This window comes from Actinocatenispora comari (assembly GCF_017312725.1).
Taxonomy (GTDB): domain Bacteria; phylum Actinomycetota; class Actinomycetes; order Mycobacteriales; family Micromonosporaceae; genus Actinocatenispora; species Actinocatenispora comari.
The window spans coordinates 1-21,520 of sequence record NZ_BOPO01000050.1 but is presented as its reverse complement, the minus strand read 5'-3'; the positions used below and the strand labels follow the sequence as shown (position 1 = coordinate 21,520).

Below are 21,520 nucleotides of genomic sequence, written 5' to 3'. Positions count from 1 at the left end.
CCACCGGTAGCCGCCGGAAGTTGGCCGCGGCCCATAGACTTGCGTTATGGCTTCCCGACCGGACATCGATGACCTGGAGCTGGTGGTGGCGGTCGCCCGGTGTGGGTCGATCGGCGCGGCAGCCCGCTCGCTGCGGCTCAGCCAGCCGGCCGCGAGCGCCCGGCTGACCAGGCTGGAGCGCCGGGCCGGGGTGCGGTTGTTCCAGCGCGACACCACCGGCGCCCGACCCACCGCGGCCGGCGCCGAGCTGGCCCGGCAGGCCGAGCACATCCTCGGCCACCTGGACCGGGCCTTCACCGCCGCACAGTCGGCCGACACCGCCCGGCCGATCGTGGTGGGTACGTTCGCGAGCATGGCGGCCGCGCTGTTCCCGGTGCTGGACGCGCTGCTGCCGGACGAGGTGGTCGACCAGCGGGTGGACCACGGCGACCGGCTGATCGAGTGGGTCGCCGAGGGCACCATGGACGCGGCGCTGGTGGCCATCGCCGAGCAGGTCACGCTGCCGCACGGCACCCAGGCCCGCGCGGTCGGCGGTGACGAGCTGGTCGCCTTCCGCCCGGCCGGGGTCGCCGGGCTGGGGGCCGGGCGCACGCCGCTGCGCGACCGCGAGGTCGTCTGCTACACGTACGACATGCAGGGCGCTCCGACGCGGCAGCGACTCACGCTGCTCGGCGCCACGGTACGGCGGGGCGCGTCGGTACCGACCACGGTGGGGATGGCGCGCCGCCGCGGTCATCTCGCCGTACTGCCGCGCTCCGCGGTGACGACCGACCTGCGGCCGGGGGAGAGCATCGACCGGCTGCCGTTCCGGACCCGGCTGCGGTTGTCGCTGGTGACACCGCGGCCCGGCCACCCGGCACTGCTCGCGGTGCTGCCCCGGCTGCGGACCGAACTCGGGTTGACCTGATCCGGATCCGCCGGCCACGCCGCCGTGCCATGGTGGGGCATGACCGATCACACATACCGGGTGGCCGAGATCGTCGGCACCTCCTCCGACTCGATCAACCAGGCGATCGACAACGGCATCTCCCGCGCGTGCAGCACTCTGCGACACGTCGACTGGTTCGAGGTGACCCAGGTACGCGGGCACGTCGAGGACGGCCGGGTGGCGCACTACCAGGTCGGTCTGAAGGTCGGCTTCCGTATCGAGGAGTGACCGGACCGGCGCCGCGCGCCCGGCGTGCAGGCCTCCGGCGGGATCGTGGCCGACCGAGCACCTGACGACCGAAACATTCGATAGGTTCCTTCCGGAGTTTTCGTCTCCGGAGGTGAATCTGTGTCCGGTAAGAGAATCGGCAGGGCGCTCACCGCGCTCGGTGCCGCGGCGCTCGCCACGGTTCTGGCCGTCGGCGTCGCCCCGGCGGCGTCCGCGTCGGGTGGTGTCGGCGCGCCCGGCATCGGCGACCCGTACTACCCCGACTACGGCAACGGTGGGTATCGGATCTCGCACTACGACCTGGATCTGGACTACCAGCCCGGCAACGACCACCTGGCCGGCACCGCGACGCTCACCGGCGTCGCGACCCAGTACCTGACCAGGTTCGACCTGGACTTCGCGCTGACCACCGACGCGGTGACCGTGAACGGGCGACCGGCGCGGTTCGACCGCAGCGGTGACCACGAACTGGTGCTCACCCCCACCCGCGCCCTGCACACCGGGCAGCGGATGGTGGTGCAGGTGCGCTACCACGGGATCCCGTCGACGGTGGTGGCCGAGGGTTTCACCTCGTGGATGCGCACCGACGACGGCGCCGTGGCGGCGAACGAGCCGGAGATCTCCTGGTGGTGGTACCCCAGCAACGACCACCCGCTGGACAAGGCGAGCTACGCGATCGACGTCACGGTGCCGACCGGCTACCAGGCGATCAGCAACGGCATCCTGGCCGGCAGGCACCCGGCCGGGCACGGTACGACCACGTGGCGGTGGCGGGAGAGCCGACCGATGGCCACCTACCTCGCGGTGCTCGCGGTGGGCCACTACGACCTCGACACCTCGACCGACGCGCACGGCCGCCCGGTGATCGAGGCGTACGACCAGGGGTTGAGCGCGGCGCACGCGAAGAACGCGCGGGCGTCGGTGGGGCTGACCGCGTCGGTGATCGACTGGGAGAGTTCGGTCTTCGGGCCGTACCCGTTCGACGCGCTCGGCGGGATCGTGCCGAACCACGAGGCGGGTTTCGCGCTGGAGGACCAGACCCGGCCGATGTACGGGCTGGACTTCTTCGAATCCGCCGCCGACCCGTACGTGGTGGTGCACGAGAACGCGCACCAGTGGTTCGGCGACTCGGTGTCGGTGCACCACTGGTCGGACATCTGGCTCAACGAGGGCTTCGCCGGCTACACCGAGTGGCTGTGGTCCGAGCACACAGGTGCGGGCAGCGCCCTGTCGGTGGCGCTGGCCGACTACGACTCGCACCCGGCCGACGATCCACTGTGGAGCGTCAAGGTCGGCGACCCGGGCGCCAAACACCAGTTCTCCGACGCCGTGTACGACCGGGGTGCGATGACGCTGCAGGCACTGCGCAACGTCGTCGGCGACCGGACGTTCTTCACCATCCTGCGCACCTGGGCGTCGACCCACCGGTACGGCAACGGCAGCATCCCGCAGTTCGAGTGGCTGGCCGAGCGGCTGTCCGGGCGCGACCTGTCGCAGCTGTTCGACACCTGGCTGTTCACCACCGGCAAGCCACCGCGCTCGGCGTTCCACCTGCCGGCCGGTACCGCGGTGCCGGCCGCCGCACCGGCCTCCCTGCCGCAGCTGCGGCGCACCCACGCGCTGCTGGCCGGACACTGAGCCAGGGCGCCGAGCCGGCCGGGTCGGGGCGGGATCGCCGCCCCGACCCGGCTCGCCGTCAGTCGGTGAGCAGCGCGGCGACCGCGGCGTGGTCGTGGAAGTCCCGGGACCAGACGATCTTGCCGGCGCGGACCCGCATCACCTGGATGTTGCGGGACACCGCGGTCTTCCCGCCGGCGCTGAACCGGTAGACCCACTCGCCGACGATCACCTCGGGGTCGTCGGTCCGGTGCACCTCGACGTCCTCGGCGCTGAGGTCGATGCGGTGCGCGAGCGGGTTGGTGAAGTGCTCCTTCATCGCGGCGAGCCCCTCGTACCGCAGCGGGGCGGGCCGGGCGAACGGGATCTCGACGACGCAGTCCTCGGCGTACAGCTGCCAGAGGTCGGCGAGCTCGCCGCTGGTGATGCCGCGCAGCAGGCTCTCGAAGACCTGGCGCGGGGTGGCGGGGTCGGACATGGTGAACTCCCTGAGTGGCGACGTAGAATTCGGAGTGGCCGCTCCGCTTTTGACGATACGGAGTGGTGACTCCGTTTGTCCAGGGGGTAGACGTGTCGGAGCAGTGCGCATGAGCAAGCGAATCGCGGGTGCTGTGCCCGGTCGGAGCGCAGCGGAGCCCGGCCGTGAGTGAGCGTCAGCGAGCGAGTCGTGGGTGCTGTGCCCTCGTGTCTCCTGGCCGATCGGAGCGCAGCGGAGCCCGGCCATGAGTCCCCGGGCGGACGCGGCGCGCAACCGCGCCAAGGTGTTGGACGCGGCGCAGCAGGTGTTCACGGCCGACGGGCTGGGCGCCTCCACCGAGCAGATCGCGCGCCGGGCCGGCGTCGGCGTGGGTACCGTGTTCCGGCACTTCCCCACCAAGGAGGCGCTGCTGTCCGCGGTGCTCGCGGCCCGGCTGGAGACGCTGGCCGACGACGCCGAGCGGCTCGCCGATGCCGCCGACCCGGGCGCGGCGCTGTTCGACTTCCTGACCCGTACCGTCGAGGCGTCCAGTCTCAAGATCGCCTACGCGGATGCGCTGGAACGGGCCGGTGTCGGTACCGACCAGGTGGTCGCGCCGGTGCGCGAGCGGGTGACGAAGGCGGTCGGTACCCTGCTCGACCGGGCCCAGCGGGCCGGCGCGGTGCGCGACGACGTGGCGGTCGGGCAGGTCTTCGCGTTCATCCACGGCGCGTCCCGGGCGGTACCGCGGATCGCCGACGACGCGCTGCGGTCCGCGACGCTGCGGATGATGTTCGACGGTCTGCGTCCGCGCTGACGTGATCCGCTCGCGGTCGGCGGCGGATTCACGACGGCGGCCCGGGGTGGCGGCCGCTTCGTCGGCTGGGCCAGGGAGAGCGTCGCGGCCCGGCTTCGTGCGGTCAGGACAGCGGGAAGGCGCCGATCCGGGCGTGGTACTCGTGGCCCATGTGCTCGGTGTCGCTGCCCACCAGCAGCCCGCCCGGGTGGCCGCTGCCGGCCGGGTAGGTGACGAGCGCGTCCACGCCGTTGCCGCGGTCGTGGGTGGGGTTCCAGGCCAGCGCCTTGCCGGTGTCCGGGTCGATCGCGCCGATGCCGGGCCGCGACACCGCGCCGGCGCCGGCCGACTTGTCGCCGTACGGGTTGTCCAGCCACTTCTGGTGCCCACCGACGTACACCGCGGCGCCGGTGCAGGCCACCGACAGCAGCGTGTTCCCGCCGGTGCGGTTGACCCAGACCGGGTCGTGCGCGCCGGACCCGGCCAGCGCGAACTTCGCCGCCGCGTTGCACATCGCGGTCGGCCCGGCCTGGTGCCCGGTGGTCACCACCACGAACGACGACCCGTTCGGCGCGAAGTCGACGTCGCGCAGGTAGCTGTTGTACGCCTCGTTGCACTGCGGCTGGTAGGCGTCGGTGTACCAGTCGCGCACCGCTCCGGTGCTCGCCGACACCACCGCGAGCTGGTTCCGTGACTGCCCGCCGACCTGCGTGAACGTGCCGATGACGGCGAGCGCACCGGTACCGGACAGGGCCAGCTTGCTGACCCGCAGCCGGCCGGAGCGCTGCTGCGCGACGGACGCGTCGAAGCCGGTGTCGACCGCGCCGGTGCGCCCGGACAGCCGGGCCAGCGCCGGCCGCGCGGTGCCGCCGACGGCGCCGAACGTGCCCCCGGCGTACAGGGTGGAGCCGTCGGCGGCGAGGGTGAAGACGGTACCGGTGTCGACGCCGGCGGTGAACTGCGGCGCCGCGGAGCCGTCGGCGACCGACAGCCGCGCGAGGCCGTGGTGCGCGCCGCCGGCGAGCTCGGTGAACGAGCCACCCACGTACACGGTGCCGTCCGGGCCAGCGGCGAGCGCGCGGACGGTGCCGTTCGGCTGCGGCGCGAACCGGGTGGAGATCGCGCCGGTGCCGAGCCGGAACGCGAACAGGCCGTCGCGGGTCACCTGGACGGTGCCGTCGGCGCTGGCGACCCGGTGGAAGTCGCCGCCGACGATCGCCTCGTCGCCGACCACAGCGACCGCGTACACGGTGCCGTCGAGGACGTTCGGCGTCCAGTCGACCGGGTCGGTCGAGACGACGGTGGACTGCGCGCCGCCGGCGCTCGCTCCCGCGGTCGGGAGCGCGGCGACCAGCAGCGCGGTGAACAGCCCGGCGGCGACCATGGTGACCCGACGCATCGCTGCACCACTCCTCATTGCGACGTGATGATCACGTACGGTACCCAACGATTCGCGCCGATCGTGGATGCGTACGCTGCTCGCCGTGTTGGCGCTGATCGTGGCGATCCTCACCGTGCTCGCGGCGGTGGCGCTCGCGGCCTGGCTGTGGCTCGCGGTGGCCCGCGGCGGCTTCTGGCGTACCGACCAGCGGTTGCCGCCGCCCGGCGACCCGCCGGTGCGCTGGCCCAGCGTGGTCGCGGTGGTACCGGCCCGGGACGAGGCGGCGGTGCTCGCCGACAGCCTGCCGACGCTGCTCGCGCAGCACTATCCGGGCCCGGCCCGGGTGCTGCTGGTCGACGACAACTCCACCGACGGCACCGCCGAACTGGCCGCCGCGCTCGCCGCCGCACCGACCGCCCGGCTGCCGCTGCGGGTCCTGTCGCCGGGCGAACCGGCACCCGGCTGGACCGGCAAGCTGTGGGCCCTGCGCGCCGGCGTCGCCGCCGCAACGGCAAGCGCCGAACCCGCCCCGTCCGTCGAGCCCGCCCCGGTGGGCGGAGGGCCGCTCGGGGCGCGGGCGGGCGAGCCCGCCGAGTACCTGTTGCTGACCGATGCGGACATCGCGCACCGGCCGGGGTCGCTGACCGCGCTGGTCACGGCCGCGCAGGGGCACCGGCTCGACCTGGTGTCGCAGATGGCGCGGCTGCGTACCGTCTCGGCGGCCGAGCGGCTGGTGGTGCCGGCGTTCGTGTACTTCTTCGCGCTGCTCTACCCGTTCCGCTGGGTCAACCGCCCGTCCGCGCGGACCGCCGCCGCGGCCGGCGGCTGCACCCTGGTACGGGCCGGCGCGCTCGCCGCTGCCGGGGGAGTGGCGGCCATCCGCGGCGCGGTCATCGACGACGTGTCGCTCGCCCGCGGCGTGGCCCGGGCCGGGGGCCGGATCTGGCTCGGCCTGGCCGACGGCGTCGACTCCGTCCGCCCGTACCCGACGCTGCGCTCGCTGTGGCGGATGGTGGCCCGCAGCGCGTACGCCCAGCTGCGGCACAACCTGGCGCTGCTCGCCGGTACGGTGCTCGGCCTGCTGGTGTTGTTCGCGGTGCCGGTGGCGGCGGCCGTGGTCGGGGCGCTGAGCGGGCGGTGGCCGCTGGCCGGGCTCGGTGCCGCGGCGTGGTTGCTGATGGCGGCGACGTACCTGCCGATGCTGCGCTACTACCGGCAGCCCGCGATCGCCGCGCTGGCCCTGCCGGCCACCGGCCTGCTGTACGCGGCGATGACGGTGCAGTCCGCGGTCGCGCATCACCGGGGTCGCGGCGCCGCCTGGAAGGGCCGTACCTATCGGTGACCGGCCGGCCGGCACCGTGTCACCTCGGTGTTTGCTCGACTTCGGCTGGCGCTGCTAGCTTCTGCGGGTGCCGAGACCTGCGGAACCTGCCGTCGAGTTGACCGGCGTGGTCAAGCGGTTCGGTGCTGTCCGCGCGCTCGACACGGTGGAGTTGCGGGTGACCCCAGGCACCGTGCACGGACTGCTCGGCCCGAACGGCGCCGGCAAGACGACGCTGCTGCGGATGCTGCTCGGGTTGGTACGGCCCGATTCCGGCACCGTCCGGGTGCTCGGCGAGCGGGTCGTGCCGCACCGGGCGCCGACCGGCGTGGCCGGCTTCGTGGAGAGCCCCCGCTTCTATCCCTACCTGTCCGCGCAGGCCAACCTGGATCTGCTGGCGGGCCTGGACGGCAGGCACGCCAGCGTCGACACGGTCGACGAGCTGCTGGCCCGGGTCGGGCTGGCGGGCCGGGGCGCCGACCAGGTGTCGGGCTTCTCGTTCGGGATGCGCCAGCGGTTGGGCCTCGCCGCCGCCCTGCTGCGCGAGCCGCGGCTGCTGATCCTGGACGAGCCGGCGAACGGCCTCGACCCGGCCGGGATGCGGGACATGCGCGCCCTGGTGCGGGAGCTGGCCGAGGACGGCCGCACGGTGCTGCTGTCCAGCCATCTGATGGCCGAGGTCGAGCAGGTGTGTCAAGACGTGACGATCCTGTCCGCCGGCAGCGTCGCCTACCACGGCACCCTGGATGCGTTGCGGGACAGGGCACCCGCGCCGGCGCACCACCTGCGTACCAGCGACGATGCGGCGGCCGGTGCGGCGGCGCGGGGCCGGGTCGGCATCGAGGTCGAGCCGCATCGGCACGGCGGGCTGGCCGTCCGCGCCGAGACCGCCGACCTGGACGACTACCTGCTGGCGCTGGCCGGGGCCGGGGTCACGGTGCGGGCGCTGGCGCAGACCAGCACCTCGCTGGAGCAGCTCTTCCTTGCCGCGACGGGAGAAGACGGGTGAGGTACGCGCTGACGCTGTACCGCTGGGAGCTGGAGAAGCTCACCGCCCAGTGGCGGGTGCGCGCCGTGTTCGGGGTGGCGGTGCTCGCGCCGTGGCTGTTCGTCGCCGCGCTGCGGCTGCAGGACGCGGTACCGGCCGACACCCTGTTCGGGCGGTGGGTGCACCTGACCGGTTTCGCGACGCCGCTGGTGGTGCTGGTCTTCACCACGCAGTACGCGTTGCCGCTGCTGATCAGCCTGGTGGCGGGCGACATCTTCGCCGCCGAGGACCGGTACGGCACCTGGAAGACGCTGTTGACCCGCAGCGCCGGCCGCGGCGCGGTGTTCGCGGGCAAGGCGCTGGCCGCCGGCACGTACACGGTGGTGTTCGTGGGTCTGCTGGCCTGTTCCAGCCTCGCCGCCGGGGTCGTGGTGCTCGGGCACCAGCCGCTGGTCGGCCTGTCCGGCACGCTGATCGGCGGTGGCGCTGCCACCGGGCTGGTGCTCGCGGCCTGGGCGAGCGTGCTGCCGGCCGCGTTGGGGTTCGCCGCGCTGGCGATGCTGTGCTCGATCGCCACCCGCAACGGCCCGGCCGGCATCATCATCCCGACCATGGTGGGCCTGCTGATGCAGCTCGCCTCGTTCGTCAACGGCGTCGACCCGCTCCGGCACCTGCTGCTGACCGCGAACTTCGAGGCCTGGCACGGGTTCTTCACCGCGGACCGGTACTACCAGCCGCTGGTAACGAGCGCCGTGTTGAGTGCGATGTACCTAATGTCCTGCCTCGGAATCGGATACCTGCTGCTGCACCGCCGAGACTTCACGGAGGGCTGATGCGCCGGACACTGGTCCTGCTGCTGGGATTGGTGTCGCTGGCGGCAGGGTGCGGCGGTCCGGGCATCACCGGCGCGACGCTGGCCGGCAGCCTCGGACCCACCTTCCGCAACATGTACCGGCTGCAACAACGGCTGCTCGGTGACACCGACCAGAGCACCGCGGACAACGCGTGGGCCCGCTGCTTCCGCGGCGGCGCGGTCAAACCCGGTGTCACCGCGGTGCCCGGCAGCACCCACAACTCCGGCAGCGGCGCCGGACCCGGCTGGACCTGCCTGGTGCACTGGCCGGCACCGGACGGCCACACCCAGACCCTCGGGTACGAGGTCTCGGTGCAGCCGGACGGCTGCTACACCGCGCAGGGCCCGTCCGGGTACGTGGGTCAGCAGAACATCCGCACGCCGGACGGGACGACCGTGCCCAACCCGCTGTACGAGTTCGACGGCTGCTTCACGACCTGACCCCATCCGATCCCCGACCGACCCGTTCCGCTGCCGACCCCGGCCGGCAGGTTCCGCGTGCCCACGGCTCTCCGACCCCCCTCGTCAGGAGGACGCTCGTGCTTCGTTTCCGACCCCAGCAAGCGAAACGCAGGAGAAGGTTGCCCGGGCTGATGGCCGCCGGGGTGGTGCTCGGCCTCGTCGTCGCCGCCTCCGGTGCGGCGATCGCCGGCAGCGTGTCGTTCGGCGACCATCAGGTCGACGGCACCGAGACCGCCCGGGGCGTGCTGCTCCCCGACGACCAGTGGGTCAAGCCCGCCGGCGACCGGCACCTGGTCGACAACGGCCGGCTGCTGGCCAGCACGCTGAGCCCGGACGGCAGGTACCTGGCCGCCGAGACGTACCTGCACGGCACCGGGTTCCTCACCATCATGGACGTGTCCAGCGGCGCGGTCATCCAGCAGGTCGGCACCGCCACCAGCACCGACGACCCCTACCTCGGCGACCACAAGAACAGCCCGGACGCCCCGCTCTACTCGCCGGACGGGTCGACGCTGTGGTTCGGGCAGGCCGGTGACCTGGTGCGGTTCCACGTCAACGACGACGGTACGGTCGCCGAATCGCCGACGATCATCCCGATGAGGGACGCCAAGCACAAGTACCTGCCGGCCGGCATGGCGCTCTCGGCGGACGGATCGAAGCTGTACGTGGCGCTCAACTACCTCAACGCGCTCGGCGTCGTCGACACCGCCACGAACACGCTGACCACCACGATCCCGGTCGGCAACGCGCCGCGCGGCGTGGTGGTGGTCGGCGACGACGCGTACGTGAGCAACCAGGGCGGCCGGCCCGCGGGTGACGGCGACTTCGTCAACACCTCCGGCGGCACCTCGCTGGTGGCCGACCCGACCACCGGTGCGGCGAGCACCGGCACCGTGTCGGTCGTGGACACCACCACCGGCACCGAGACCCGCACGATCCGGGTCGGCCTGCAACCCACCTTCGAGTACCGGCACGGCCGGGCGCTGTTCGTGGCCAACGCCAACAACGACAGCGTCTCCATCATCGACACCGCGAGCGGTGCGGTCACCCAGACGTTCAACGTCAACCCGCTGCCCGGCTCCGACGAGGGCAGCAACCCCGACTCCATCACCATCGTGGGTGGGCACACGCTGCTCGTCGCCATCGGCCGGGACAACGCGATCGCGCAGTACCGGTACGACGGGCCGCGGGAACCGGTGCGCTACCAGGGGCTGGTGCCGACCGACTGGTACCCGGTCGACGTGCAGTACAGCGAGGCGGTCGGCAGGCTGGTCGTCACCAACGACAAGGGCATCGGTGCGCGCGGCGCGGAGACCTCGGTCGACAAGGGCCCCGGCACGTTCCCCGGCGGGGGCGTCGCCACCGGGCACAACACGTACAACGACACCGGCTCGGTGACCGTCTACCGGCAGCCGGACTCCCGGCAGCTCGGCGACTACACCCACCAGGTGTTCGTCAACAACGACTGGGAGCACCTGCTCGCGTCCGGCGCGACCGACCAGAAGGGCTCCTCCGACGCCAGGCCGGTGGCGGTCCCGCGCCGGCTCGGCGAGCCCTCGAAGATCAAGCACGTGTTCTTGGTCATCAAGGAGAACCGCACCTACGACCAGATCCTCGGCGATGCCGGCCGGGGCAACGGTGACCCGACACTGGCCCAGTTCGGCGCCCCGGTCACGCCGAACCTGCACTCGATCGCCGACCAGTTCACCCTGTTCGACAACTTCTACGACCCGGCCACCCTGTCGGCCGACGGGCACAACTGGATCGACCAGGCCGACGCCAACGACTACCTGGAGAAGGAGTTCGCCTCCTTCTACCGCGGGTACGACAAGCAGGACGCGCTGCTCTACCAGCGCAACGGTTTCCTGTGGGACGCGGCGGAACGCGCCGGCGTCAGCGTGCGCGACTACGGCGAGTACGGCCGGATGACGCTGCCGTCGCCACCGCCGAGCTGGCAGGACTGGTACACCTCGTCCCGGGTCCTGGAAGGCAAGCAGGACGGCGAGCCGCCGGTGGCGACCGGCGCGTACCCGACGACGACCGACGTGCCGTCGCTGGCCAAGGTGATGAACCCGGACTACCCGACATTCAACATGGACATCCCGGACCAGTACCGGGTCGACATCTGGCAGCAGGAGTTCGCGAAGTACGAGCGGCAGGGCACGTTGCCGCAGCTGAACATCATGTGGGTCAACACCGACCACACGAACGGCACCAGCGGCCGGGACCCGTACCCGACGGCGATGGCGGCCGACAACGACCTGGCCGTCGGCCGGATCGTCGACACCGTCTCGCACAGCCGGGACTGGAAGGACTCGGCCGTCTTCGTGCTGGAGGACGACTCGCAGGACGGCGTCGACCACGTCGACGGCCACCGGTCGCCGACCTTCATCGCCAGCCCGTACGTGCGGCACCACGCGGTCGACTCCGGCTACCACACGCAGTTGAACGTGGTCCGCACGATCGAGCAGATCCTCGGTATCCAGCCGATGAACCAGATGGACCGCGCCGCCGAGCCGATGTACGACGCGTTCACGAACACGCCGAACTACCGCCGGTACGACGCGCTGCCCAACCTGGTGCCGCTGACCTTCGGCCTGGCCGGTACGTCGTCCGCCGCGGTGTCGTCCGACTCGGCGGCGGCGCACCAGCCCGGCGCGGCGAAGCGCCGGCCGATCATCCCGGCCGCCCAGTGGTCGACCTTCACCAAGTGGGTGACCTGGAGCAACGCCCAACCGAACAACGGCACCGTGCCGGTACCGGACGCGTCCAACACGCCACAGAAGAACCGGGTGGAGTGGTACGCCTCGACCGGCTGGACCAAGCCGTATCCCGGGGACAGCCGCATCCTCGCCCCCGACGAGGTACCCGGCCGCAACCAGCTGGTCGCCGAGAACTGACCGTACGTCGGCGCGTCGCACCCGGTCCGCCCGGCTGCGGCGCGCCGGCCCGCCGAATGTCCACTGTGGACATCGGTTGGCTCGGCTCCGGCCATCCTGGCGGATGCCGCCACATCGTGTCGGGGGTCGCCGCTATGGTGTGGCAAACCGGCGGGGGAGAGGACCAGCGATGGATCCGACGGTGGCGTTCATCCGGCGCAACGCGCGGCCGCTGGAGCTGTTGCTGTTCGAGCACTCCCGCGGCCAGGACCGGCGCGAGCAGGTCCTGACGGCGCTCGCGGCGTACCAGAACGACGACGGCGGGTTCGGCTGGGCGATCGAGCCGGACAACTTCTCCCCGCACTCGACCCCGATCGGCACCTGGCGGGCCACCACGGCGCTGCGCGAGATCGACTGCTACGACCGGGACGTGCCGCTGGTCGGGCGGGCGGTCGACTACCTGCTCGCCACCCGCCGGCCGGACGGACGGTGGAACGCCACCGATCCCTCCACCAACGGCTACCCGCACGCGCCGTGGTGGCAGGATACCGGCCCGGACGACCGGGTGTGGGGCATCAACCCGACCGCGGCGCTGCTCGGCTACCTGCTGCGTGCCGGGCTGCCGGTCGCCGACGAGGCGACCGCGCTGATCGAGCGGTACGTGGCCGGCGGCCCGGTGACGATGACCGAGCTGCCCTGCGCGCTGGACCTGTACGACGATCTGCGGGCGCTCGGCGTCGAGCCGCCGGCGGGGTTCGCCGACCGGCTGGCCGGCGACATCGACGCGCTGCTGGAGCGCGATCCGGCCCGCTGGGGCGACTACGTGGTGCGCCCGTCGTCGCTCTTCGGCCCCGGGCATCGCGAGTTCGCCACGCCGTACGCCGAGCTGATCGCCGCAGAGCAGGACCACCTGCGCCGCACCAGGAACCCGGACGGCAGCTGGGAACCGAACTGGCAGTGGGACGCCCACCCGCAGGAGTGGGCGGTCGCGAAGAACTGGTGGAAGGCCATCCTGGCCCGCGACTACCTCGACTTCCTGGCCCGCTGAGCAGCCTGGACCGCGGCAGGGGTCAGAGCAGGCGGCGCCGCTTGAGGTAGCCGGCCAGCTCGTCGTACTCGCCGCCGGAGTTGGCGAACAGCACCGTGTTGCGGGCCGCCTCCAGCCACGGCCCGGTCGACGGCCGGACCTCGCGGAGCGCGCGGTCGAAGTCGGCCGGCCCGATCATCCGGGCCACGCCGCGCTCCAGCGAGTCGTGCATCGCGTACTCCGCCGCGCTCTGGCACAGATGCGCCAGGTCGGCGCCGGAGAAGCCGTCGGTGGCCGCGACGAGCCGGCCCAGGTCGATGTCGGCGATCGGCCGGCCCCGCAGGTGGTAGCCGAGGATCGCCTCGCGGGCCGGCTCGTCCGGCGGCAGTACCAGCGCCATCCGGTCCAGCCGGCCTGGCCGGCGCAGCGCCGTGTCGACGTCCCACGGCGCGTTGGTGGCGGCGAGGACGAACACCCCGTCGTTGTCGCTCTCCAGCCCGTCCAGCTCGGCCAGCAGCTGGTTGACCGTGGCCCGCATGGCGCCGCCGGCCTTGCTGCGCCGTACCGCCAGCGCGTCCACCTCGTCCAGGAAGACCACGCACGGGGCGTGCCGCCGGGCGGAGCGGAACACCTCGTGCACGTTGCGCTCGGAACTGCCGAGCCAGCGATCCAGTACGTCCGCCGCCGACACCGACAGGAAACCCGCACCGAGCTCGCCGGCCAGCGCCTTGGCCAGGAACGTCTTGCCGCAGCCGGGCGGGCCGTACAGCAGCAGGCCGCCGCGCAGGCTCTTCGAGTACAACCGGCGCAGCTTCGGGTTGCGCAGCGGCGCGAGGAACGCCAGTTCCAGCCGCTGCTTCACCTCGACCATGCCGCCCACGTCGGCGAGCCGCACCGCGGACGGCTCGACATCGAAGGCCCGGTCCGCGGCGTCGTCGTGGCCGCCGGCGGTACCGAACCGCGGCGCCACCGCACGCAGCTCGGACTCGTACGCACCCCAGTCAACCTCGTCGCGGCCGGCGGAGTCCGAGCCCGCCGCGGCCGTACTCGAACCGTCCCACACCGGCTCCGCGTCCGGGTCGTCGGACGCGGTTTCCGGGCCGGACAGGGCGCGGCGCATCAGCGCGCGGGTCCGCTCGTCCGCCGGGTCCTGCGCCAGCGCCGCACTCAGGTGCGCCAGCGCGTCGTCCTGCCGGTCGACGGCGAGCAGCAGCTCGGCCAGGTGCAACCGCAACGTCAGGTCGTCCGGCCTGGCCTGCACCGCGGCGGCCAGGCTGGCGAGCAGATCAGGATCGGTCACCGGTCACCTCACGAACTCGGAGTTCCCGCAGGTCGCCGGCCCGGACCCAGCCGACCAGCCGGACCCCCTGGATCAGCAGCCCGGCCGGGATCAGCATGCCGGGCGCCACCGCCGTGCCGACCAGCAGCCCCCGGTACGAGTCGGGTACCAGCACCACCGCCACCGCGAACACCAGGTTCGCCAGCCGGCCGATCGCGAAGAACGGCGCGAGCCGCACCAGCCGGGTCCACAGCGGGGCGGCCGACCGGCGCCGCGCACGGCGGGCCCGGCGCAGCAGCCACCGGAACCAGCCGAGGAACGCCGCGCCGGCGGCGACGCCCAGCGTGGCCCGGACGAGTTGGTCGGCGCCGAGCAGCAACGCCGGTACCCACAGAGCCGCGGCCAGCACGCAGCTCGCCCAGTACACCCGGAACAGCAGGCGGGTGCCGGCGCCGTCCGGGCTGGTCGGATCGCCCGCGTCGGTGACCGGACGACGCCGGTGGGCGAGCAGGTCGGCGCCGACGACCGTGAGCGCGCTCGCCAGCAGCGCCACGAGCCAGCCGGCCAGCGACAGCAGCAGCACGCCGCCGTGCCCCGGCGTGTCGAACACCGCGGACCCGACGCCCACCGCCACCGCCACCGCCACGGCCACCAGCACCCCGGTGCCGACCACCCGCACCAGCAACCGCGCATCGGTACGCAACCAGCCCCGGGCCGCCGCCCGCGCCGGCGCCGGCAACGCGCGCAGCGCCCGCCCGGCCCACCACAGGTACCCACCGGCCAGCGCGGCGGCGACCAACCAGGCGACCGGGTACCGGCCGAACACCAGAACGATGGTCAGCATCGCCGCGGTCGCCCAGGCGAGGCCGGCGATCCGCAGCAGGATGCGGCGCAGATGGGTGGCGCCTGCGGTGTCCGCCGGGGCGGTCGCCGCGGCCGCCCCGAAGTACCGCAGCGCGGTGCCGGCCTGCCCGCGCCGCTCGGCGATGCGGCCGAGCTGTCGCATCGCGCCGGCGTGCTGCGGATCCAGCCGCAGCACCCGCAGGTAGCTGCGCCGCGCCGCGCCGAACCGCCCGCTGGCGTGCAGGACCAGCCCGCGCGCGTGGTGTGCCTCGGCTTGGTCGGGCGCCAGCCGTACCGCCTCGGCCGCCGCGGCGAGCGGTACGGCGCGGCGGCCGGGCAGCGCGCTGGTCGCGAAGGCCAGCATCGCGTGGCACTGCCACCGGTCCGGCCCGAGCCGTACCGCGGTGCGGGCCGCGGCCACCGCCTCGACCGGGCGGTCCAGCAGCGTCAGCGCCTGCGCCCGCAACCGGTGCCCCCACTCCAGCCGCGGCTCGGCGGCACAGGCACGTTCGGCGGCTTCCAGCATGGCGTCGACCGAACCGTCCCGTTGCTGGCACAACGCCAGCAGGCACAGGCCCCGGGCGTCGTCGGGATGCCGGGCCAGGTAGCCGCCGACCAGTTCCCGCGCGGCGGCGACCCGGCCCAGCTCCAGCTGCGCCTGTACCCGGTCCAGCTCGGCGGGGTCGGTCGACGACACCGGCTAACCGGCGATCATGCGGTGATCAGCTGCAGGGTGGTCCAGGCGCCGACGTGGATCCGGTCGCCGTCGCGCAGCGGTACCGGCTGGTTGGCCGCGATCGGCTCGTCCGAGTCGTTGAGGTAGGTGCCGTTCGCGGAGTCCAGGTCGACCACCGACCAGCCGTCGGTGCCGTGCACCAGCATCGCGTGCGAGCGGGACACCCCCGGGTCCTCGGGCGGACCGGTCAGGTCGATCTGCGGCTCGATGCCGCGGGACCGGCTGGCCCGACCCACCAGCACCTGGTCGTCCTGCAGCGCGAACTGGCGCTCCGGGGCGAACTTCGGGAACTCCATCTGCTCCGCGTCCGGACCGTTCATCGCGAGCACCCGCAGGTGGTAGTCGTGGTCCGCGCGCACCGCGAGCCGCCACCGCGTCCCCGCCGCCGCACCGTCCGCCCCCGCCGAACCGGCACCGCCCGTACCCGCACCGTCCGAGCCGGCACGATCCGAGCCGGCGCTGTCCGAGCCGGCACCGCCCGTGCCCGCACCGTTCGTACCCGCACCGTTCGGGCCGGCGCTGTCCGAGCCGGCACTGTCGGTACCCGCGCCGCCCGAGCCGGGCTCGGCAGGATCGGGATCCTTGCCGGTGGGGCCGCTGCCACCGGCGGTACCGGCGTCCGGCGCGTCCGGCGCGTCGCCTTCCGCCGCGGTACCGGTCGGTGCGTCGTCGCCCGCCGGCCCGGACGGCGACGGGCCGGCCGGCGCCGTGGTCGCCGAGCCGGCCTCGGTACCGGAACCGCCGGCGCCGGTGGCCGGCTGGTCCCCGCGCAGGTCGGCCGCGACGAAGTCGTACCCGTCCACCTCGCAGAACCGCCCGGTGCGGGTCGCGCCGCACTGCGGGCAGGTCTGGGTGGCCGGCGCGGCCGGCTCCTCGGTCGCCACCGCGGTGGCCGCCCCGGAGGACGCCGCCGCGCCACCGATCGCCGCGCCGCACTCGTCGCAGTAGTCGGCGTCGGCCGAGGTGTGTCCGTTCGGGCAGGTCGGCATGTGCATGCAGCCTTTCGAATCCGTACCGGCCGGTCGTGCCGGCCCCGTCACCGGGCGCCGGCGGCGCGGGCAGTGCCGCCCGTCAGGACCGCTTGACCCGGATCGTCTTGGTGGATCGGACGTTGGTGAGCTCGGCGTCCAGCGACGAGGCGTCCCGGCGCAGCCGCACCGTGCCGGTCGCCGCGTCCTCGACGTCGACCACCCGGCGCAGCAGCTTCGCGGTCTGCTCGTGGCCGGACTCGTCGGCCAGCTGCACCGCCCGGCCGAGCTTCGCGGTCGCGGTCGCGTCGTCGCCGGCCTCCCGCGCCTCCAGGCCCTGCTGGATCACCTCGGCCAGCTCGGCCTGCCCGGTGTAGTGCGCCACCCGGTCGTTGATCTGGGTGGACAGCGCGTCGTCCTCGGTCCAGCGGGCCAGCACCAGCGACTGCGCGATCACGGTGTCGTCGGAGACCAGGCTGACCCGCGCGGCGAGCCGCTCCTCGCCGAGGGTGCCCGGCGGTACCTGCACCGAGACGTGGTAGTCGCGGCTCTCCGCGCCCCACGCGCCGGTCGGGTACTCGCCGATCCGGTCGCTGACCGCGACCCGGCGCCCGGTCAGCTCCTCCACCTGCGGGAACACCTGCTTGACGAACCGGATCGTGGAACCGGCCGGGGTCCACAGCCGCAGCTTCACGTCGGCGACCGACTTGCCCATCGCCTGCTCGGTCATCGCCCGGAACGCGGCCGGCAGCTCCGCCGGCTCCTCCAGCCCGTCCGCGCTGCCCAGCAGCGCCGAGGCGATGGTGCGCAGCTCGCTCGCCGCCCAGTCCTCACCCACCCCCCGGCAGTCGCAGCTGAACCTGCCCTCGCACTCGGCCAGCACCTGTCGCAGCGCCTCGGGCGTCTCGTGCTGGTTTCGTCCGTCGGTGAGCATGATCCCGTGCTTGACCTGTGCCGGTACCTCGGCGAACAGCTTGTTCGCCAGCGCCAGCCAGCTGCCCATCGCGGTACCGCCGCTGGGCGTCAGGCGGGCGATCGCCTGCTTGGCCGCCGCCCGAGTGTCGGCCGACGCGGCCACCATGCCCCGGCTCGGGTACACCTGCTCGGCCCGGCTGCGGCCGGCGATGACGGCGAACAGCACCCCGTCGCGCAGCGTGTCGACCGCGACGCCGGTCGCCTTGATCGCCTCGGTCATCCGGCTGCGCGGGTACCCCATCGATCCGGAGCAGTCGATCATGATCGCCTCGGCCGCGCTCGGCGTACCGGCCGGGGACGGCGCCGCGCCGCCCTCGCCCGCGGTCACCGTGATCACCGCGTCGACGGTCTCGGCGCCGGCGGCGAGGTAGGGGTTCTGGTAGACCTCGGCGGTGAAACCGGACTGCGGGCTCACTGGGCGCTCCCTTCGGTCGGTGCCGCCGGCGGGTACGGCACGACCACGACGGTGATGTTGTCGACGCCGCCGGCGTCCAGGGCCAGCTGGGTCAGCTGGCGGGCCACCGCGAGCGGCGGCCCGGGCGGGGTGGACGACGCCAGTGCCTCCGGCGCCGACCGGTACCGGGAGAGTCCGTCGCTGCACACGATCAGCCGGCCCGGACCCTCCGGCGTGAAGGTCCGCGCCTTCGGCGGGCCGTCGTCGGCGTCCACCCCGATCCAGCGCACCAGCGCGCCGGAGTGCGGCTGGGCGTGCGCCTCGTCGGCGGGCATCCCGGACGCGATCAGCTCGTTCGCCAGCGAGTCGTCCACGGTCACGCAGCATGGCGTGCCGCCGTCGGGCAGCCAGTACGCGCGGCTGTCGCCGACCCAGCCGACCGTGATCGAGCCGGCGGAGACCACCGCGGCGACGAACGTGCAGCTCGGCGGGTTGCCCTGGTCCGGCCCGGCGACCGCGGTGACCGCCTCGCGGGCCGCGTGCACCGACCGGGCGATCGCCCTCTCCGGATGCGAACCCTCGGTCAACGCCGTGCGCAGCACCGGCAGCGCGGCGTCGACCGCCGCGTGCGAGGCGGCGTCGCCGCGCGAGGACGAGGACACCCCGTCGCACACCACCACCAGCGGCGTGCCCGGCAGGGTACCCAGTGCGAAGGCGTCCTCGTTGCGCTCGTGCCGGTGCCCGATGTCGCTCACCCCGGCGACCGGCCCGAGGTCGAACTCGCTGTGGTCCGGGCCGGTCGGGCCGCGCTGGCCGCACTGGTCGCAGTACCCGTCCGAGCTGAACCCGGTGTGCCCGCAGGCCTCGCACCGTTGCGGTGCGGTCGACGAGGACACCCACTCGGCCGCGGCCGACGGCGCCGGCACGCCGTGCAGCGGCGTCCCGCACGCCTCGCAGAACCGGAAGCCGGCGGACGCGGGCGCCCCGCAGGCCGGGCAGTCGATCGTCTGCGCGATAACCACGTGTCCTCCTAGACGAGCGTCCTCGGCCGGACCGCGTTCGCGCGGTCGACCAGCGCGTACCGCGCCAGCGGGGTGCGTTCGAGACTGGCCAGGGCACGGTAACCGGTCTCCAGCCCGAGCCGCAGCTCGCGCTCCACCAGCCGCCGGCCGAGCACGGTACCGCTGGTCGGCTGCGGCGGCCGACCGGGTGGGGTGCCGGGCGCCGCGTCGGCCGGGATGCCCAGCCACTCCAGCGCCGCGGTGAAGATCTCCACCGACAGCTGCGCGTGCGTACCGGAGTCCAGCCCGAGCTTCTCCAGCCGGGCCGCGGCGTCGACCAGGTCGGCCTCGGTACGCGCCCCGCCGGAGCGGTCCAGGCGGGCCCGGATCGCCGCGATCTGCGCCGGCGTGTGCCGGCTGGACGAGTCGGGCACCTCGTCCAGGACCGCGATCGCGCCCTGCCGGTCGCGGGCGGCGAGCAGCAGCCGGGACACCGCGAACGCGGCGCTGACGTACCCGTGGTCGACCCGCCAGACCCGGCCGTACCGGGCCAGGGCGAGGTCGGCCCGGCCGGACAGCTCCGCCGCCACCGCCTCGGCCAACAGCGCCGCCGGCTCGCCCGGCAGCGCCGCGGCCACCGCCTCGAACGCGCCGAGCGCCTCCCGCGGCGCCCCCGCGGCGAGGCCGAGCAGGCCGCGGTGCCAGTCGTACCGCCAGTCGGCGTCCGGGGTGGCGAGCCGGCCCAGCTCGGCCCGCGCCGCCGCCACGTCACCGGTCTCGATCAGGGCCCGGATCACCCGGTACGACACCTCGACGGTGCGCGCCGGTGCCTGCCGCATCGCCTGGATCGCCTCGGCCGGCGCGGACGCGTCGACGGTGGCGAGGAACGCCGCGGCCGGGTCGGCCGGATCGACCAGCGGCAGCGGCAGCGACCGGACCACCTCCCGGCCGTCGAGCCCGCCGTCGCCCGCGGGCACGTCGCCGGCGGCGGTGCCGAACGGCCGGCGCTCCGCGGTGAACAGCGTCGACATCGACGGCCGGGGGATCCCGTCCGCCGCCGACAGCACCTCCCGCAGCACCCCGAGCAGTTGGTCGGCCATCTCCGCCGCGGACGCGAACCGCCGCTCCGGCTCCGGGTGGGTGGCCCGGGCGAGCAGCCGGTGGAACGACGGCTCCTGCGCGAACAGCGGGATCTCCGCCGGCGTGGGCAGCGACTTCGCGTACCTGCTGGAGAAGCCGCTGAAGGTGAAGCTGAGCACGGCGAGCGTGCGGCCCACCGTGTACAGGTCGGACTCCACCGACGGGCCGCGGGTCGCCACGTCCGGCGCCTGGTAGCCCGGGGTGCCGTAGATCGCGCCGTCCGGGTCGTCGAGCCGGCGCACCGCACCCAGGTCGATCAGCTTCAGCTGCTCCTCGGCCTGGATCACGTTGTCCGGCTTGAAGTCGCAGAACACCAGCCCGCGGCCGTGCAGGTAGCCCAGCGCCGGCAGGATCTCCAGCCCGTACGCGAGGACCTGGGGCAACGGCAGCGGGGCGCGCTGCCCGGCCGCGTCGCGGTGTTCCATCGCGAGGTCCTTCAGCGACTGGCCGCCGACGTACTCCATCACGATGTAGCCGATCAGCTCACCGGTCCTGGGGTCCGGGTGCCGGGCGAAGTCGTGGATCTTGACGATGTTCGGGTGGTCGACCTCGACCAGGAACCGGCGTTCCGCGACCGCGGACTCCATCGCGTCCGGGTCGCCGGTGTTGATCAGGCCCTTCAACACCACCCAGCGGTCCGCCCCGCCCTCCGACACGTGCCGGTCCCGGGCCAGGTAGATCCAGCCGAGCCCGCCGTAGGCCAGGCAGCCGAGGATCTCGTACCGGTGGTCGACCACCTCACCGGCGGTCAGCCCGGGCAGGAACGAGAACTCGGTACCGCACTGCGGGCAGAAGCCCTCCGCCCGGCCCGGCTGGCCGTCCCGCGAGCGCCCCACCGGCTGGTCGCACTTGCCGCAGTAGCGGCGCGACTCCGACACCTTCGGGTCGGTCATCACCGCCGTGGTCGGGTCGCGCAGCGGCACCGGCGGTACGTCGACCAGCCCGGCACCGAGCCCGCCGCGCGCGGTGGCCCGGCTGCGGCTGCTGCGGGTACCCAGCCCGGACGCGCCGCCGAGCCCGGCTCCGGTACGGCCGGAGAAGCCGGCGGTGGCGCCCGTGGGCCGCCAGCCGCCGGTCATCGCGCCGGTCGGCACGCTCGGCTCGCTGGGCAACGGTTGCGACACCGGCGTTCCCGGCCGGCGGAACGTCGGTCCGGGCGCCCCGCCGCCGGCGGCCGGCGGACCGGACGTCGGTCGCGCCGGTCCGGGCACCGCGGGCGGGGGAGTGGCCGCCTTCGACCCGCACTG

Annotated in this window: 18 protein-coding genes; 10 read left to right on the top strand and 8 right to left on the bottom strand. The window is 73.8% G+C overall.

The features are described 5' to 3' along the window. Window positions 1–46: 46 nt before the first annotated feature. The 3 genes from NUM_RS14555 (at window position 47) to NUM_RS14545 (ending at window position 2,794) form a co-directional block, all read left to right on the top strand. Window positions 47–907, top strand: coding sequence for a LysR family transcriptional regulator (locus tag NUM_RS14555; protein ID WP_207125375.1), 861 nt, complete (start codon window positions 47–49; stop codon window positions 905–907). Between the two features lie 39 nt (window positions 908–946). After that, window positions 947–1,156, top strand: coding sequence for a dodecin (locus tag NUM_RS14550; protein ID WP_207125374.1), 210 nt, complete (start codon window positions 947–949; stop codon window positions 1,154–1,156). Between the two features lie 120 nt (window positions 1,157–1,276). Further along, window positions 1,277–2,794: a M1 family metallopeptidase gene (locus NUM_RS14545; protein ID WP_225918576.1), complete on the top strand. Its 1,518-nt coding sequence runs from the start codon at window positions 1,277–1,279 to the stop codon at window positions 2,792–2,794. 58 nt (window positions 2,795–2,852) lie between these two features. Here the strand turns inward: NUM_RS14545 and NUM_RS14540 are convergent, their stop codons facing one another. Next, the gene (locus NUM_RS14540) at window positions 2,853–3,251 is read right to left on the bottom strand and encodes a nuclear transport factor 2 family protein (protein WP_207125373.1); all 399 of its coding nucleotides are present in this window, start codon (window positions 3,249–3,251) and stop codon (window positions 2,853–2,855) included. 244 nt (window positions 3,252–3,495) lie between these two features. Between NUM_RS14540 and NUM_RS14535 the strand changes: the two genes are divergently transcribed. Next, window positions 3,496–4,047 (top strand): TetR/AcrR family transcriptional regulator, encoded by a 552-nt coding sequence (locus NUM_RS14535; protein WP_207125372.1) that lies wholly within the window; start codon window positions 3,496–3,498, stop codon window positions 4,045–4,047. A 103-nt stretch (window positions 4,048–4,150) separates the two neighbouring features. Here NUM_RS14535 and NUM_RS14530 read toward each other — a convergent pair whose 3' ends face one another. Next, window positions 4,151–5,425: an NHL repeat-containing protein gene (locus NUM_RS14530; RefSeq protein ID WP_207125371.1), complete on the bottom strand. Its 1,275-nt coding sequence runs from the start codon at window positions 5,423–5,425 to the stop codon at window positions 4,151–4,153. Between the two features lie 67 nt (window positions 5,426–5,492). Between NUM_RS14530 and NUM_RS14525 the strand changes: the two genes are divergently transcribed. The 6 genes from NUM_RS14525 (at window position 5,493) to NUM_RS14500 (ending at window position 12,958) form a co-directional block, all read left to right on the top strand. Next, entirely contained in the window at window positions 5,493–6,749 is a 1,257-nt protein-coding gene (locus NUM_RS14525; RefSeq protein WP_225918575.1) for a glycosyltransferase, read from the top strand. 67 nt (window positions 6,750–6,816) lie between these two features. After that, window positions 6,817–7,737 (top strand): ABC transporter ATP-binding protein, encoded by a 921-nt coding sequence (locus tag NUM_RS14520; protein WP_225918574.1) that lies wholly within the window; start codon window positions 6,817–6,819, stop codon window positions 7,735–7,737. Further along, complete coding sequence (locus tag NUM_RS14515) at window positions 7,734–8,549, top strand: ABC transporter permease (RefSeq protein ID WP_207125370.1); 816 nt, start codon at window positions 7,734–7,736, stop codon at window positions 8,547–8,549. The genes NUM_RS14520 and NUM_RS14515 overlap by 4 nt, the downstream gene beginning before the upstream one ends. After that, window positions 8,549–9,010, top strand: a complete 462-nt coding sequence (locus NUM_RS14510; protein WP_207125369.1) for a hypothetical protein — start codon at window positions 8,549–8,551, stop codon at window positions 9,008–9,010. The genes NUM_RS14515 and NUM_RS14510 overlap by 1 nt, the downstream gene beginning before the upstream one ends. A gap of 140 nt (window positions 9,011–9,150) precedes the next feature. Next, a complete protein-coding gene (locus NUM_RS14505; RefSeq protein WP_207125368.1) occupies window positions 9,151–11,931 on the top strand; it encodes a bifunctional YncE family protein/alkaline phosphatase family protein in 2,781 nt (926 codons plus the stop codon). A gap of 169 nt (window positions 11,932–12,100) precedes the next feature. After that, complete coding sequence (locus tag NUM_RS14500) at window positions 12,101–12,958, top strand: prenyltransferase/squalene oxidase repeat-containing protein (RefSeq protein ID WP_207125367.1); 858 nt, start codon at window positions 12,101–12,103, stop codon at window positions 12,956–12,958. 22 nt (window positions 12,959–12,980) lie between these two features. On the opposite strand, the gene NUM_RS14495 is transcribed toward NUM_RS14500, so the two are convergent. The 6 genes from NUM_RS14495 to NUM_RS14470 form a co-directional block, all read right to left on the bottom strand. Then, window positions 12,981–14,237, bottom strand: coding sequence for an ATP-binding protein (locus NUM_RS14495; protein ID WP_207125366.1), 1,257 nt, complete (start codon window positions 14,235–14,237; stop codon window positions 12,981–12,983). Next, entirely contained in the window at window positions 14,224–15,756 is a 1,533-nt protein-coding gene (locus NUM_RS37670; protein ID WP_207125365.1) for a tetratricopeptide repeat protein, read from the bottom strand. The genes NUM_RS14495 and NUM_RS37670 overlap by 14 nt, the downstream gene beginning before the upstream one ends. A gap of 14 nt (window positions 15,757–15,770) precedes the next feature. Continuing rightward, window positions 15,771–16,790 carry an FHA domain-containing protein gene (locus tag NUM_RS14485; protein WP_207125364.1) on the bottom strand — a complete coding sequence of 340 codons (1,020 nt, stop codon included), beginning with the start codon at window positions 16,788–16,790 and terminating at the stop codon, window positions 15,771–15,773. A gap of 76 nt (window positions 16,791–16,866) precedes the next feature. Then, window positions 16,867–18,153 (bottom strand): VWA domain-containing protein, encoded by a 1,287-nt coding sequence (locus tag NUM_RS14480; RefSeq protein ID WP_207125363.1) that lies wholly within the window; start codon window positions 18,151–18,153, stop codon window positions 16,867–16,869. After that, window positions 18,150–19,154, bottom strand: coding sequence for a PP2C family serine/threonine-protein phosphatase (locus NUM_RS14475; RefSeq protein WP_207125362.1), 1,005 nt, complete (start codon window positions 19,152–19,154; stop codon window positions 18,150–18,152). The genes NUM_RS14480 and NUM_RS14475 overlap by 4 nt, the downstream gene beginning before the upstream one ends. 8 nt (window positions 19,155–19,162) lie before the next feature. Continuing rightward, the gene (locus tag NUM_RS14470) at window positions 19,163–21,397 is read right to left on the bottom strand and encodes a serine/threonine-protein kinase (RefSeq protein WP_225918573.1); all 2,235 of its coding nucleotides are present in this window, start codon (window positions 21,395–21,397) and stop codon (window positions 19,163–19,165) included. Window positions 21,398–21,520 lie beyond the last annotated feature (123 nt).